Annotated in this window: 15 protein-coding genes and 1 pseudogene; 11 read left to right on the top strand and 5 right to left on the bottom strand. The window is 41.0% G+C overall.

The genetic code is table 11. From position 1 onward, the window contains the following. Positions 1 to 135: 135 nt before the first annotated feature. Positions 136 to 1,305: a phosphoglycerate dehydrogenase gene (locus L4D20_RS13815; RefSeq protein WP_428802184.1), complete on the top strand. Its 1,170-nt coding sequence runs from the start codon at positions 136 to 138 to the stop codon at positions 1,303 to 1,305. 278 nt (positions 1,306 to 1,583) lie between these two features. Next, entirely contained in the window at positions 1,584 to 2,372 is a 789-nt protein-coding gene (locus tag L4D20_RS13810) for a phytanoyl-CoA dioxygenase family protein (protein ID WP_428802183.1), read from the top strand. 69 nt (positions 2,373 to 2,441) lie between these two features. Here the strand turns inward: L4D20_RS13810 and L4D20_RS13805 are convergent, their stop codons facing one another. After that, positions 2,442 to 2,879 carry a PACE efflux transporter gene (locus L4D20_RS13805; protein ID WP_428802182.1) on the bottom strand — a complete coding sequence of 146 codons (438 nt, stop codon included), beginning with the start codon at positions 2,877 to 2,879 and terminating at the stop codon, positions 2,442 to 2,444. A 137-nt stretch (positions 2,880 to 3,016) separates the two neighbouring features. After that, positions 3,017 to 4,384 (bottom strand): N-acetylglucosamine-specific PTS transporter subunit IIBC, encoded by a 1,368-nt coding sequence (gene nagE / locus L4D20_RS13800; RefSeq protein ID WP_428802181.1) that lies wholly within the window; start codon positions 4,382 to 4,384, stop codon positions 3,017 to 3,019. Between the two features lie 99 nt (positions 4,385 to 4,483). On the opposite strand from nagE, the gene L4D20_RS13795 reads away from it, so the two are divergent. Both L4D20_RS13795 and L4D20_RS13790 read left to right on the top strand, forming a co-directional pair. Next, entirely contained in the window at positions 4,484 to 5,371 is an 888-nt protein-coding gene (locus tag L4D20_RS13795) for a LysR family transcriptional regulator (protein WP_428802180.1), read from the top strand. Between the two features lie 275 nt (positions 5,372 to 5,646). Then, positions 5,647 to 6,159: pseudogene (locus tag L4D20_RS13790) on the top strand (phytanoyl-CoA dioxygenase family protein); the annotation flags it as partial. Positions 6,160 to 6,436: 277 nt separating this feature from the next. On the opposite strand, the gene L4D20_RS13785 reads toward L4D20_RS13790, so the two are convergent. Together L4D20_RS13785 and L4D20_RS13780 are read right to left on the bottom strand one after the other, a co-directional pair. Further along, a complete protein-coding gene (locus L4D20_RS13785) occupies positions 6,437 to 6,688 on the bottom strand; it encodes a hypothetical protein (protein WP_428802179.1) in 252 nt (83 codons plus the stop codon). Positions 6,689 to 6,935: 247 nt separating this feature from the next. Beyond that, complete coding sequence (locus L4D20_RS13780) at positions 6,936 to 7,508, bottom strand: flavodoxin family protein (RefSeq protein WP_428802178.1); 573 nt, start codon at positions 7,506 to 7,508, stop codon at positions 6,936 to 6,938. Positions 7,509 to 7,727: 219 nt separating this feature from the next. On the opposite strand from L4D20_RS13780, the gene L4D20_RS13775 reads away from it, so the two are divergent. The 4 genes from L4D20_RS13775 to L4D20_RS13760 all read left to right on the top strand — a co-directional run bounded on the left by L4D20_RS13775 (position 7,728) and on the right by L4D20_RS13760 (position 10,990). Beyond that, positions 7,728 to 8,207 carry an aminoacyl-tRNA deacylase gene (locus L4D20_RS13775; RefSeq protein WP_428802177.1) on the top strand — a complete coding sequence of 160 codons (480 nt, stop codon included), beginning with the start codon at positions 7,728 to 7,730 and terminating at the stop codon, positions 8,205 to 8,207. Positions 8,208 to 8,408: 201 nt separating this feature from the next. After that, on the top strand, positions 8,409 to 9,113 hold the full coding sequence (locus L4D20_RS13770) for a type 1 glutamine amidotransferase (protein WP_428802176.1): 705 nt from the start codon (positions 8,409 to 8,411) through the stop codon (positions 9,111 to 9,113). Between the two features lie 159 nt (positions 9,114 to 9,272). Further along, the gene (locus L4D20_RS13765) at positions 9,273 to 9,887 is read left to right on the top strand and encodes a YitT family protein (protein ID WP_428802175.1); all 615 of its coding nucleotides are present in this window, start codon (positions 9,273 to 9,275) and stop codon (positions 9,885 to 9,887) included. A 287-nt stretch (positions 9,888 to 10,174) separates the two neighbouring features. Then, positions 10,175 to 10,990 carry an IclR family transcriptional regulator gene (locus tag L4D20_RS13760; RefSeq protein ID WP_428802530.1) on the top strand — a complete coding sequence of 272 codons (816 nt, stop codon included), beginning with the start codon at positions 10,175 to 10,177 and terminating at the stop codon, positions 10,988 to 10,990. Positions 10,991 to 11,103: 113 nt separating this feature from the next. Here L4D20_RS13760 and L4D20_RS13755 read toward each other — a convergent pair whose 3' ends face one another. Further along, positions 11,104 to 12,057 carry a hypothetical protein gene (locus L4D20_RS13755; RefSeq protein WP_428802174.1) on the bottom strand — a complete coding sequence of 318 codons (954 nt, stop codon included), beginning with the start codon at positions 12,055 to 12,057 and terminating at the stop codon, positions 11,104 to 11,106. Positions 12,058 to 12,470: 413 nt separating this feature from the next. Between L4D20_RS13755 and L4D20_RS13750 the strand changes: the two genes are divergently transcribed. From L4D20_RS13750 to L4D20_RS13740, 3 genes are read left to right on the top strand one after another with little or no spacing between them, the layout of a single operon-like run. Then, positions 12,471 to 12,851, top strand: a complete 381-nt coding sequence (locus L4D20_RS13750) for a hypothetical protein (protein WP_428802173.1) — start codon at positions 12,471 to 12,473, stop codon at positions 12,849 to 12,851. A 36-nt stretch (positions 12,852 to 12,887) separates the two neighbouring features. Continuing rightward, complete coding sequence (locus L4D20_RS13745) at positions 12,888 to 13,421, top strand: RDD family protein (RefSeq protein ID WP_428802172.1); 534 nt, start codon at positions 12,888 to 12,890, stop codon at positions 13,419 to 13,421. Positions 13,422 to 13,443: 22 nt separating this feature from the next. Beyond that, entirely contained in the window at positions 13,444 to 13,578 is a 135-nt protein-coding gene (locus L4D20_RS13740; RefSeq protein WP_428802171.1) for a hypothetical protein, read from the top strand. Positions 13,579 to 13,581: the final 3 nt, after the last annotated feature.

Raw genomic sequence — 13,581 nt, 5'->3', positions numbered from 1 at the left:
ATAGAAGCATCTGGCTTTATTTAACGAATAAGTCAGTTGCTTTGTTGTCTCTAGCGCAACATAAAATGGCTAGTAGTGAGACAGGTTAAGTGACTGATAAGTAGAAATGGAATTTCAACTTAAGGTGAAACACATATGAAACTGATCAAAACCTACAATGCTATCTCGGCCAAAGGGCTCGATATTTTCCCAAGGGAGCACTACGAAGTATCGAGTGAGTGCAGCCATCCTGATGCAATTTTACTTCGCAGCCAAAAACTTCATGAAGAGCCGATTAGCGATGGTGTGAAGGCCATCGCTCGTTGTGGTGCTGGGGTAAACAATATCCCAATTGATAAATGCACAGAGCAGGGGATTGTTGTATTCAATACACCGGGAGCGAATGCAAACGCGGTAAAGGAGTTAGTTCTAACCGGGTTGCTGCTGGCCTCTCGCGATATTAATGAAGGCATTGCTTATTCAGAAAGCTTAACGGAGATGACCGATGCAGACGCAATGGATAAGCTGCTTGAGAAAGAGAAAAAGCGCTTTGCAGGCTCTGAAATTAAAGGCAAGACGTTAGGTGTTATCGGGCTAGGTGCCATTGGAGCATCGGTTGCGAATACTGCGATAGATCTTGGAATGAAAGTGATTGGTTTTGATTCCGCATTAAGTGTCGAAGCTGCATGGCGATTATCGAGCGATATAGAACGTGCAGAGAATCTGCAATCATTAGTCGCGAAGTGTGATTTTGTCACTGTGCACGTGCCAGCGCTTAAGGCGACGTTAGGGCTTATAAACAGTGAGGTTCTTGCTTCTGCAAAGCCAGGGATGGTGCTGCTCAACTTCGCACGAAAAGAGATTGTTGATACCGATGCCGCGATCACCGCACTTGAAAAAGGATACTTGAGCAAATATGTCTCTGACTTCCCGACCCCATCATTGTTGGGTCGAGATAATGTCATATTGATGCCTCATATCGGTGCATCAACCTCAGAAGCTGAAGAGAACTGCGCCATCATGGCTGCAGAGCAACTCATTGATTTTCTAGAGAATGGCAACATTACCAACTCGGTCAACTTCCCAATTATTAAACTAGAACGTACCGAGGGCTATCGAATTACCTTCGCGAATGACAACGTCCCTAAAGTACTTGGGCAGGTGCTTTCAATGCTAGCTGATTTGAATATTAACGTGCTTGATATGCTCAATAAGAGCCGTAACGAGGTGGCTTATACAATTCTCGATGTCGAGCAAGAGCCAACGCCTGAATTGTTAGCGGCCCTAAGTGAAGTGGAGCATGTATTCAATGTACGTGCTTTATAAATGTTCTTAAACGCTATTAAGCTTTAGTACGGTATTGATAAGAATCAGAATAGTGGTCAAAGATAAGTCAGTAAAGCAATTATGAGAGGCTAATAAACATTGAACCCCATCAGTGTATATTAGCCTCTGATAAATATATCCCTTCTTAGTGCGACGTTCCGAGTTGCTCTTTAAATAATTACTCTTTAAATAGTTACTTGGTTGATTGACGTCGGTCTGGCATCATGCCCCAAGATCGCTGTGGTCAATAAATAGTACAAAGAGTGTGAAGGTAGTCAGTGGTAGAAAACAGTCAACAATTAAGTAACAGTTACGACGAACAAGGTTACTTTGTTATCAGAAATTACTTCGATGAAACTCAGATTTCATCGCTTAGGCAAGTAATATTGAAATTTCATGAATTATGGAAAACTGACAACGAAGAGTTCTATCAGGAAGAAGCGTTTAACTCGTCTTTAATTACGGGAAGCGAGTATTTACCCAATGACGATAGAGCGAGACTTTTTGACTTCATCAGCTCAAAGAAAATCATGGACGTGGTTGATGCAGTGATACCAAATAAGCCAGCGTTCATGAATACGCAGTTGTTTTTCAATCCTGTGAATCCACAACAAAAAGACTTTTGGCATCGTGACTGTCAATATGACTATGACATTGAAGACCAGATGAAAGTAATACTAGAAACGCAAGTGTTGCATCTTCGTATCCCCTTATTTGATGAACCCGGCATGGAGATCATACCCGGAACGCATAAGCGGTGGGACAACGAAGAAGAGTACAATGTTCGCCAGGAAGTAAACGGAAAAGTAAGCAGTGATGACATCTCTGGTGGTAAACAGATAGCACTATCGGCGGGTGACTTGTTGGTGTTTTCAGCAGACATGATCCATCGAGGTCTATACGGGTTGGATCGTTTGGCGTTGGATATTTTAATTTTTGATTCTGCGGCTGATTACGTTGACTACGTCGATGACGATTGCTTACCCACTCAATCAATTCTGAATAATATGGCTGATCCTAGATTATTTATGAACACGTTGCACCTTAAGTCGATGGTTTGCTCTTAATAAACTGTGGTGCGATGTTGAATTCGAGCATCTAGGCTCACAAAGTACCCTTAAGAAGTGCTCTGAATGTTATTGGTACAGATCTGTATTTGGATAGTACTTTGCTAACATATTAATACGCACTTTGTCATATATGGTATTAAACAGAAAGGCGTACACTAATAGTATGATCATCAACCCTGATTTTAGTGATAGGGACGCTAATAGTGATATGTTGAGAAACCAAGCGATCGAAGGAACGGTAACCACAACAACGCCGAGTATAAAAAATAGCGTATGGAATGCTCGATATAGCAGTGATGTTTGTTTTTTCTTAGCATCAAAAAATCGGTCAAACAGTAGATTATAGATAACATTCCAAATCATGACGTAAATGCTAATACAAACACTAATTATGAACATGCTTTTTACTTCGACGTTAGCAAAATAGACGGCCAGGGGAATGACTATCATAATTGCTAAAGTTTCAAATAATACAGCATGGAAAATACGTTCTTTCAGCGTCATAAATATACTCTTGTTCTGGCCTGTAGACTTAAGAAGGTGGCCATAAGAATGGCCACCAAGTTTGGAGAGCTAAGTTACTCTCCAGCGCTCATTTTGACTAATGTGAGCTACAAAGGAGGGGGAATTCCTTTGATTCTTTAAGCTGGTATGCTTTTCATTTTACCAGCCATAATTTCTGCAAGAGGGCCTAGAACAACTTGTAGATTCTTTTCTCCTACTTTTACTACTCCTTTTGCTCCCAATTGCTTTAATGTGCTTTCGTCAACTAGACTTGGATCGATAAGCGTCAAGCGTAGGCGAGTAATACATGCGTCAATGGACTCTAAGTTAGACTTACCACCCAGTGCTAATAAGTATTGTTGGGCCAATTCATCTTCATTTTCCGATGCGACAACAGTTTTTTCTATCTCGTCTTCTCTACCTGGTGTCTTAATATCAAAACGTTTGATGGCAAACATGAATAGTGTGTAATAAACAAACGCAAAGGCAAGGCTGAGCGGGATGAGCATCCATGCATTATTAGCAGCGGGCGCATTGAAGAAAATAAAGTAATCAATTAGTCCAGAAGAGAAGCCAAATGACATGTGAATATCAAGTGCGGCGGCGACAACTAATGCTAGACCGGTCAGTACCGCGTGGAAGAAATACAAAACAGGGGCTAAGAACATAAATGTATATTCGATAGGCTCTGTAATACCGGTTAAAAAAGCTGTAAACGCAATACTGGCGAGCATACCTCCAACGGCTGCTTTTTTATCTTTATGTGCGCATTGGTAGATGGCTAAACAAGCTGCAGGTAAAGCAAATAGAGTCACTACATAGTAACCTGACAGCATAAGTCCTGCCGATGGGTCGCCAGCAGCAAAACGTAACATTTCACCCGTCACTCCTTCATATTCGCCCATACCAAACCAAACGATTGAATTCAAAATATGGTGTAAACCAATAGGCAATAGCATCCTATTAACGAAGCCATATCCAAATTTACCTCCAACATCACTCTCTAGCATCCAGTTGCTCATGGTGTCGATACCGGCACTGACAGTTGGCCATACAACACTCATGATGAGAGCTATAACTAATGCACTAACACCGGTGACAATAGGAACAAATCGCTTTCCAGCAAAGAACCCTAGAAACTCAGGAAGACGAATAGTATGGAAGCGACGATATAACTCACCGGCTGTTACACCCATGATGACGCCACCAAAGACACCTAAATTTAGGCTTGGATCTAAAACAGCAAGAGCCGCGGTTAGTACAAAGTAGCCAACAATACCTGCAATGGCCCCTGCTGCATCATTATCTTTATTCAAACCGGCAGCAAGGGCTGCAGCGAACAAGAGAGGCAATTGGCTAAAAATGGCATTACCTGCTTCTGCGATGAAAGGGATATCTAATACGTCAGGCTGTCCTAAGCGTAACAAAATTCCTGCAATGGGAAGGGTGGCAATGGGCAACATCAAGGCTTTCCCTAGTCTTTGTAGATAACCTAGTACATTCATTGAATTCTCCAAACATTAATAAATCAGATAAAAGTAATTGCATTCATTATTACGGATGTTTAACCTCCATAAAAATTACTATCCATCGATAGGAACGATATGTTGAACTTGGAACAACTTCTCTCTTTTACTGCTACGGTAAAAGCGGGGTCTTTTTCTAGAGCAGCTCGTGAACTGGGGAAGGCGCAATCTACGATCAGTCAAAATATAATTAATATGGAAATTGACTGTAATCAGACGTTATTTGACAGAAGTGGTCGCTATCCTCAATTGACAGAAGCAGGAATGAACTTGTTGCCATATGCGTCAGCTGTTGTAGAGCAACACCGCCGTTTAGAGATACAGTTAGATGCTCTTAATGCAAACGAATCAGAGAAAGTTACCATTGCATTAGATGAAGGAGCTCCTTATTCGAAACTCGCAACATTACTTCCCCAGTTAGTTACGAACTATCCTCATTTGCAACTAGAAGTACTTATTGCGAATAGTCATGATGTGTTAGAGCTAGTAGCCAATGATCGTGCGCAGATCGGCGTCGTATTTAGCCAGTACTTACAGCCCAATAAAATGAGCTCTGAGAATATAGGGTCAATTAAGTTTGAAGCTTATGTGAGTCCTGAACACCCCTTAGCTTTGGGTGCTCAGCTTACTAAGGACTCATTAAAGCTTCATCGACAATTGAAAATAGAGCCTAAAAATAAGTCAAATGAGGTTAGACAGTTATTCCTTTCTCCTGATATTTGGTATGCCGATAACTACTATGTACTTTTAGAAATGGCTAAGGCCTCATTAGGTTGGACCATTTTGCCGTCCCCGATAGCTAAATCAGCAATTGAAGAAGGAAAGTTAGTCCCTTTAGTTTTAGAGCATGAACATCTCGGGTGGATTGAAAGTGTTGATATCATTCAAAATGTAGGTGTCATTGATAATCTATTTACTTCTGTTAGAGAAATATTGAAGTTGATGATCATTCAAGACTGTAGTTAGTCTTTTTAGGCTCCAAAAATTAGAATAAATAGATTAAGTCAATGACGATGAAGTGTAAAACTCGAATAGATTCACTCGTAATAGGGTATTTTCGTATTAGAAAGTAGCACAGACGATCTCTTGGCGATGGCTTTGATCTTATTGTAAATCATAAAATTAAAGCCCTATAAGTAATGTAGGGCTATATTTCGGTTCAATCAGCATGCATGATATTACTCTGACTTAGTGAGCTTTCTCACCACTTCCGCCACTCGCTTACCAAGGTACTGTGCTCAAATAAGCCTGCGTTCATGAATACACAGCTGTTCTTCAACCCAGTGAATTCACGACAAAAAGACTTCTGGCATCGAGACTGCCAATATGACTATGATATTAAAGACCCGATGAAAGTAATACTAGAAACGCAAGTGTTGCATCTTCGTATCCCCTTATTTGATGAGCCCGGTATGGAGATCATACCCGGAACGTATAAGCGGTGGGACAACGAAGAAGAGTGCAATGTTCGCCAAGAAGTGAACGGAAAAGTAAGCAGTGATGGCATTTCTGGAGGTAAACAGATTGCATTAGCGGCGGGTGACTTGTTAGTTTTTTCAGCAGACATGATCCATCGTGGTCTATACGGATTGGATCGCTTGGCGTTGGATATTTTAATTTTTGATTCTGCTGCTGATTACGTTGACTACGTCGATGACGATTACTTACCTACTCAATCAATCGTGAATAATATTGCTGACCCTAGATTATTTATGAACACGTTGCCTCTTAAGTCGACGGCTTGTTCTCAATAAACTGTGGTTACGACTTGGCAATAGGATAGTGAACAGCTTGTAGGTTAGGCATTTAAATGAGCATTATTCGTTTTTCTCACCCATCTAATGGAGGAAATTAATCCCTCTCATGAAGCTGAAGCCATTTAAATGCAAATGTGACGGTTGAGAAAGGTAACCTTGCTGAGGCCTTCAATCCGTGATTTAGGCATCTCATTAGCCGATTGGCTTTAAGTAAACACAAGTCAGTACAGTTGAAAAACAATTGTACTGACCAGCGTCGAATATGACTTAGTACTTAGCTTGATAACGCACCAGTTCCCGCAGTAAGAACCCCTACCAACATTTGCGATTTCGACGTGATGTTTACATCACCATGAATAGCTTTAAATTCTTCATGCGCTATCTGACTATTTTCAGCTTCCACAATATCACCTATCAACTCAAATCCTTGCTCATTGAGTTGTTCATTCTCTGTTGAAAATGATGGAGCGTTTGTATCTAAATGCAATAAAATCTTGTCTTTTTTGTAAAATTGAAACGTAGCCATATTTTTACCCTTAATGATTATTTATTGATCAATATCATGGTAATTAATATATCGATCAATATCAATAGTCTTTTGGCATAAAACTGTGTCCAAATATTTAACCCTGCTTCATCGACTCGGCTGGGCATGAAATGAGGGCGAGACATTAGGAAATATAAGTCTATTTAGGATAGTACGGGTGATGATTTCAGGTATTTCTAACAAACTTCGGGGCACTTTCCATCTAGAAAGTGCCAACGAAAAGTTTTTACGTAGATTTAGGGTTGAGTTTTTTCACTAGCTTAGCCACTCGCTTACCAAGGTACTCTGCTGTGGCAAGATCGGAAGGGTGCACTACGCCATCACTCCCCTGAGATACCACTCCTGTTTGCGTACCTAAGCGGTTTAACCCCTGTTCACCTGAGTTCGTGATTTGGTCTAATCCTAGCCAAATCATGCCGTGCTGACTTGCTAGCGTTTGAATGTATTGAAGCGTGCAAGATTGGTCACCGTTTAGTGCTCCGCCACTGGTAAATCCAGCCGCGACTTTGTCCGCCCATTTCTGGTAACACCAAGAGTCGCTGCTGGCGTCGGCAAATGCTTTAAATTGTGCAGCTACGCTTCCCATGTAAGTTGGAGAGCCAAAGATGATAGCGTCACAACCGGCCAGCTCTTCCATTAGGCTTGGATTAACGAAGCGGCCTTCGACAATCTCTTTCCCTTGAACTCTGTGAGACAAAATTTTCACGTTACCTTGTTGTTCAATACCTGAGGCTATAGCTTCAGCAATTTGGCCTGTGATGCCAGTTTGAGTAAAGTAGATGATAGCAATCTTAGACAAAATAATTTCCTTTCAATGCGTTGTAATATGTTTAGACCGTAAGGTTAAAACCTCAAGCTAGGTTTAGGTCAACAACAATTTTGAAACCAAGAATCGAAGTGTAAATTTTTATCGCCAATGTGCGAAAAGAAGAAGGTAGATAGCAATTCCTCCAGAGTTTGCTCGTCGGCTCTAACTGTTTCTATACTTAGGGTGGGTCTTAAAAAGAGGGAGTGATGTATGACTATTGCAGCCCGGTTCGACCAATATTTGACAGATCATGATATTGATTTCCAGACTGTCCATCATGAGCACTGCCGCAGTTCGATAAATACAGGTTCGACGGCAGGTATTCCTTTAATGCACTTGGCGAAAGGGGTAGTACTAGAAGATCATGAAGGACATCATGTCATGGCCGTTTTGCCTTCAAATAACAAAATTAGCTTATCGAAGATGAACGATGCGTTAAATGCGAGCTTTCATTTGGTGAAGGAGCGGCAGGTTTACCGAATTTTTGAAGATTGTGACAATGGAGCGGTTCCTCCTGTGGGCAATGCGTACCACATGTCTACAGTGTGCGATGAAGCGCTTACCCAGCTGGACGCTGTATATATTGAAGCAGGAGACCATGAAACTTTGCTAAAACTGGATCAAGAATCCTTTAAAAATCTGATGGCTGAAAATAAGTGCTTCCGGTTCAGTAGCCAGATTTTTCATTAAAGTTTTAGCGCAAGGTTTAAATTGATGCAAAGCACCTATGGTTATTGGTTCCATAGGTGCTTTTTAAAGCCAGTAGACTTGAAAATTATTCTTTCCTTACAATCTAGGTCACAGACATCGCTTCCAATTTATTAGATAACAGCTTCGCCATTCAACGGAAGTGGCTGGCTATTGTATTAGTGATATTGATAGGGAATAAGAATGAAAATAGGAATACTAGCCGCAGGTGATACTCCGACAATTCTAAGAGAAAAATACCAAAGCTTTGCGGATATGACTGCGGATATGATTCGTTCTTATCTGCCACAGGCTAAGTTTGAATATTTTGATGTCAAAGGGGGACAATTCCCCGAGAAACTTGATGAGATGGTCGCGTGGGTGATCACTGGCTCTGTCCATTGTGCGAATGAAGAGTTGCCATGGATGCTGAAATTAGAAGCTTTAATTAATGAGCTTAATCAAAACAAACAGTGTTTAATCGGTATCTGTTTTGGTCATCAAATCATCGCCAAGGCATTAGGGGGAAGCATCGAGCAGTACGCTGGTGGTTGGGGTGTTGGCTTGCATGAATATCAGTGGAAAAATGACGAACATCAAACCTCATTTTTACCTGCGTTTCACCAAGATCAGGTTGTACAGGCACCAAAGAACGCCAAGGTATTATTGACCTCTTCCTTTTGTAAAAATGCGGCGCTTCTCTACGATCAAAATATATTCACATGTCAATTCCACCCTGAATTTAGCAACGATTTTGAACAAGACCTTCTGAGTCTGTTTCAAGAGAGTACGATTCCAGTGTCGGTAGCAGATAAGGCTCACCGTAGCCTGTCAGAACGGCCTTCTGATAATCCAGTTATTGGCCAATGGATAGGGGAGTTGATCGCTAGTAGAGCAGCGGGTAGTTAACCGAACTGTATAGATTTGTTAACACCTGATCTCCATCGAATACACACTCGTTTATCGACATTTTGAATATTTATCGCCATCTTATGCGCTTCTTGATACCAGAACGGGTCTGCTATTCAAGGACGATATACATTGAAATTGTGATAAGGATATTCAAACATGGATAAAGACCATACTCTACGAGAAAACCTACTCGCCTTAATCTTAGGCAGTGCATTAGTGTCACTTGGCGTGATATTTTTTAACCACGTAGGGCTTCTTACTGGCGGGACGGCAGGACTGTCCATCTTTATTACTAAAGTCACTGATTTTTCCTTTGGACAAGTGTTCTTTCTCTTAAACCTCCCTTTTTACATTTTATCTGTGACTCGAATGGGTTGGCGTTTCTCAATCAATACATTCATTGCCGTAAGTATTGTCTCGTTCGCTGTCGATCATCTATATCACGTGATTCAGATTTCTCATATTCAACCGTTGTACGCTGCGTTATTAGGTGGTGGATTGATTGGTATGGGGATGTTAGTGATTTTCAGACATAAGATGAGCCTAGGCGGGTTTAATATTCTAGCCCTTTACCTTCAAGAGCGTTTTGGCATTCGTGCGGGTAAAGTTCAAATGGGACTCGATTGCACTATCGTTGTTATGTCGTTGTTCATCGTGAACGTAGAGCTAATATTGCTTTCAATTGTTGGTGCAATAATTACCAATCTCATTTTGGCAATGAACCACAAGCCAGGGCGTTATCAAGCGATTGTTAACAAGTCGACCGCTTAGTTTTTAGCAATAGCTAAACACCTAATTAATAGTGTTGAGCACTGTTCAAACTTCCCCTAAAACCTGTCAATTCGGCAGGTTTTTTATAGCTTTCGTACAAAGTTTTGTGATTTATTGTAACGATTAGATTAACGCAATGTAAAAATCTGATGCAATTTGTTCCGTTTATCGAGATGCGGGTTGCGTATACACCCTCTATGTTCAATACTTTAATACACGCAAAATAATTTTAAGGTAGTGTTTCTATTGGCCTTATATAACAACATGGAACCTTATAGCCAATGACCATGAATCCAACTACCAACGTAGAGCAAATACGCGTAGAGGGTGACACTCCAACCTTACGTTTATTTTCTCTGATAGAAGTCATTGCTGAAAAGGATGAGTTCTTCTCTCTACAGAGTTTGGTAGAAGAAACGGGCATACCTAAGCCAACGTTGCATCGAATGCTTCAGCAGCTTGAATCGTCAGGAATCATTCAAAGAGATGGCGATAATAGACACTATAGCTCTGGGGTTCGATTACGCCGATTAGCGGAGCGAATCTTACTTAACAATACCACTCATAGTGCGCGTCATGCAGTACTTGCTCAGCTGTCTAAAGAGGTGGGTGAAAGTTGTAATATTACCGCTCTATCTGGTAATGAGATTATCTATGTCGACCGTGTGGAAACCCAAGCACCGCTTCGTTTTTGTTTACAAGCGGGTTCTAGGGTTCCTGTTCATTGCTCTGCAACGGGTAAACTCTTTTTAGCAGGAATGACAAAGTCTCAACGAAACAGACTGTTGGCACACGCTGAGTTAACTCAATACACTGAAAAAACCATTATCACTCAAGATGGGCTAGAAGAAGAGATTGAGAGAGTTAAACTAGCGGGTTATGCCATCGATAATGAAGAGTTTTTACCTGGGCTATATTGTGTGGCGGTATTAGTACCTGCCCCTTCTGGACAATCGAATTTGAGCCTTGCTATTCAGGCACCGATCATGCGCTTTAAGTCTGAACAGGCGTTGCTCGTTTTACCTGCACTACGGAAAGCAGCACAAACAATGGCACAAATAGAAGCTGAAAGCTGGCCTGAAAAAACGCAAGACCAGTGCTGAAGGACCAATTAGAATGACTCAATGGGATGCGTCGGTATGTGGTACTACTTTCTAACCAAAATACAGCGCAGTAAACCTTTTTAATTGTTCCTAAAGTGACATTAGTTACTGACTTAATTTATCCATAAATCTTTATTTGGATCGTTTTCGTTCACCCAGTTAGAGTCTTCTCGCGCTTCTAAGTACAACTGTAATCCGTTATACGATGCGAATGCCGCTGCCCCACCCAAGTGAGCAAATGCATCAAAATACTCATCTTCAAGATTACACAGTTCACCTAGATTGGTAATACCTTGCTCAATAGCCCATTGAATAGCGAATATAGGGGCGATTGCGCCTGAAACGGCCACTTCTTCTACGAAGGTGTTCGTGCTGCTTCTTGATTCGTTCTCTAACTCTGCTTGCTGTTTTTCTGCTTCTTGAAGGGATATTTCTTCAATGATTCGAGTACGCTGAGAGTTAGAAATTCGTTTGTTCAGTTTCGCTATTTTTAATGCGTATTCAAAACGGGCAGGGGTAACAATACACACTAGTTGCGTGAGTAATTCCTCATCGATGCTGGTGGCTTTTACAAAGTAGTCGATACAGGTACTTAATGAAGAGTAGTGTGTGCCGTTAAATTCGAAACTGCTGGTTTCATCAACACAATCGAGTGGAAGGCTATCCACACTCAGTTCCCATCCTTCAAATGTTACGCGCTGCTTTGCTATTTCATACATGTGCCAAGCACTTTTGCCGAAGCCGCCTAATATCGCCCCAGAGAAATCACTGTCGATAAGCTCTTGCTCGGTCCAGTTCTCTCCAATCCCTAAATGCTTAGCATAATTGGAGATGAGCGCTTGCTTGATGCTTGAGCGTAACTCCCAAATAGAGGTTAAACGGGCAGGGTATTTGATGGAGTCACATTCTCTGCATGCAGGGATCTCGAGCGGAGGATGATCTGTGCGTTTGCTCGATTTAGCATTACGTGGAAATTGTATCTGGGCAAACGATGGCTCGCCGCAAAACCAGCAAGTGTGTCGAAGGTTGAAGGGTACATCGATTGGTGAATAGGATTTAGAGGGCATTGTGAAGTTCTTAAAGCTGATAACAGGGTACGATTCCAGATGTTGGGGCCAGATTACATTGATATTGGTAGTGATGACTACCAAATTTTCTTATCTGTCAGGTAACTTTTAATTTTATTTGTCGATTCTGATGTTGTGCCTCGTTCAATGTATGCATATACGCTCGCATAAGTGCCAAACTGGTCTTGAAATGCATTCTGTGCATTTGCACTCTCTAAGTATGTGAATCTTATTGATTGAGCATCCTTAGCTAGGATTTCCAAGAACAACAAAAACAACAAGGGAACTGATGAATAACGAGCCAAAAACAGAGCTATATTGCAATCATTGTAATAAGTGGTTGGTAATCCTTAAGACGTATTAATTAGTGGCTCACGTGACTCGTATAAAAATTGAGGTGAAAGGCATAGCCGATGGAAATGATCATTGATGAGTTAGCGTCGAGGGGATATGAAGTCTCAGGTTCAGATACTTTATTAACAGTGAAGCTAGGTACTTTGACTAATAGAGTGGTTATTCGGAAAAGTTTATACACCAATAGTATTGAGGTTTCAGCAGGGGAAGGGTGGCAGCTGTTCAGTTATTCACTCCTAATAGCGATGCTAGTTCTTGAAATTACGCGCTACTTTCTTGACCCAAACAAAATACTCGGTTCGTTATCGATTGCTTATCTTGTCTGTGGTATCCCTGCTGTTTTAGCCGGTTATATTGGCATTATTATCACTGAAATTCGAATGATTCCAATTAGAGAAGTAGTAAGAAAAGCAAATTTGTCGTATTTGGGGTCGCGATGAGTTCCCTAAATAAAATAAATACTTAAAGGTAAATTAATGAAATACGTGGGATTTGGAAAAAGACTCATTGCCTCTATGGTTGATGGCATAGTACTGCTGCCATTCATGTTTCTATTTGAATATGCTAACGATACTTCTTACTACTACGCTCTTTATTTAGCCCTTCCTTATGGTCTTATGTATTCGCTATATCGATTTTATTTCCATGGAAAATATGGTGCGACGATTGGTAAGAGAATAGTGAAAATTCGTGTGGTCAATGACTACGATGAATTACCTATTTCGTATAGAGAAGCTGGGAAGAGAGTTTTGATAGATACTCTATTTAGCATCTTAGTAGCCCTTGCTACTATTTATGCGCTTTTAACGGTCTCGCCCGAAGCTTATGAACTATTAACATGGGAAGAGAGAAATGCGTTATATCAATCTAGTGAAATAGGGTGGTACGGTCCCACAATGATGGTAATGGTTATTTGGTCGGTTTTAAATGGCCTCAGCTTACTTGTCACGGATAAAAAAAGAGCGCTCCATGACTTTGTTGGTGGAACGGTTGTCGTAAGAAGAGAATAACTGAAATACATTGAAGAGTGTTATGAATGGAAAATATCCGACCGCTAAAAACGGTGAAAGCCCAATGTTGGTAGCATTGGGCTTTCGAATTTTTAGATTTTCGATTGGTAAGATCGATTATCTTTTCTATGCAGCAGGTTGGATTCTATCCGACTAATTC

The organism is Vibrio kyushuensis (assembly GCF_050337325.1).
In the GTDB taxonomy this organism is placed as follows: domain Bacteria; phylum Pseudomonadota; class Gammaproteobacteria; order Enterobacterales; family Vibrionaceae; genus Vibrio; species Vibrio kyushuensis.
Note: the sequence above shows the minus strand (reverse complement) of the source record. Positions and strands in the feature narration are given on the sequence as shown.

Coding starts and splice junctions, on each gene's coding strand:
- L4D20_RS13750 (WP_428802173.1), top strand. CDS start 12,471: ATGGAAATGATCATTGATGAGTTAGCGTCGAGGGGATATGAAGTCTCA.
- nagE (WP_428802181.1), bottom strand. CDS start 4,384: ATGAATGTACTAGGTTATCTACAAAGACTAGGGAAAGCCTTGATGTTG.
- L4D20_RS13760 (WP_428802530.1), top strand. CDS start 10,175: ATGAATCCAACTACCAACGTAGAGCAAATACGCGTAGAGGGTGACACT.
- L4D20_RS13775 (WP_428802177.1), top strand. CDS start 7,728: ATGACTATTGCAGCCCGGTTCGACCAATATTTGACAGATCATGATATT.
- L4D20_RS13745 (WP_428802172.1), top strand. CDS start 12,888: ATGAAATACGTGGGATTTGGAAAAAGACTCATTGCCTCTATGGTTGAT.
- L4D20_RS13755 (WP_428802174.1), bottom strand. CDS start 12,057: ATGCCCTCTAAATCCTATTCACCAATCGATGTACCCTTCAACCTTCGA.
- L4D20_RS13785 (WP_428802179.1), bottom strand. CDS start 6,688: ATGGCTACGTTTCAATTTTACAAAAAAGACAAGATTTTATTGCATTTA.
- L4D20_RS13765 (WP_428802175.1), top strand. CDS start 9,273: ATGGATAAAGACCATACTCTACGAGAAAACCTACTCGCCTTAATCTTA.
- L4D20_RS13805 (WP_428802182.1), bottom strand. CDS start 2,879: ATGACGCTGAAAGAACGTATTTTCCATGCTGTATTATTTGAAACTTTA.
- L4D20_RS13770 (WP_428802176.1), top strand. CDS start 8,409: ATGAAAATAGGAATACTAGCCGCAGGTGATACTCCGACAATTCTAAGA.
- L4D20_RS13740 (WP_428802171.1), top strand. CDS start 13,444: ATGAATGGAAAATATCCGACCGCTAAAAACGGTGAAAGCCCAATGTTG.
- L4D20_RS13815 (WP_428802184.1), top strand. CDS start 136: ATGAAACTGATCAAAACCTACAATGCTATCTCGGCCAAAGGGCTCGAT.
- L4D20_RS13795 (WP_428802180.1), top strand. CDS start 4,484: ATGTTGAACTTGGAACAACTTCTCTCTTTTACTGCTACGGTAAAAGCG.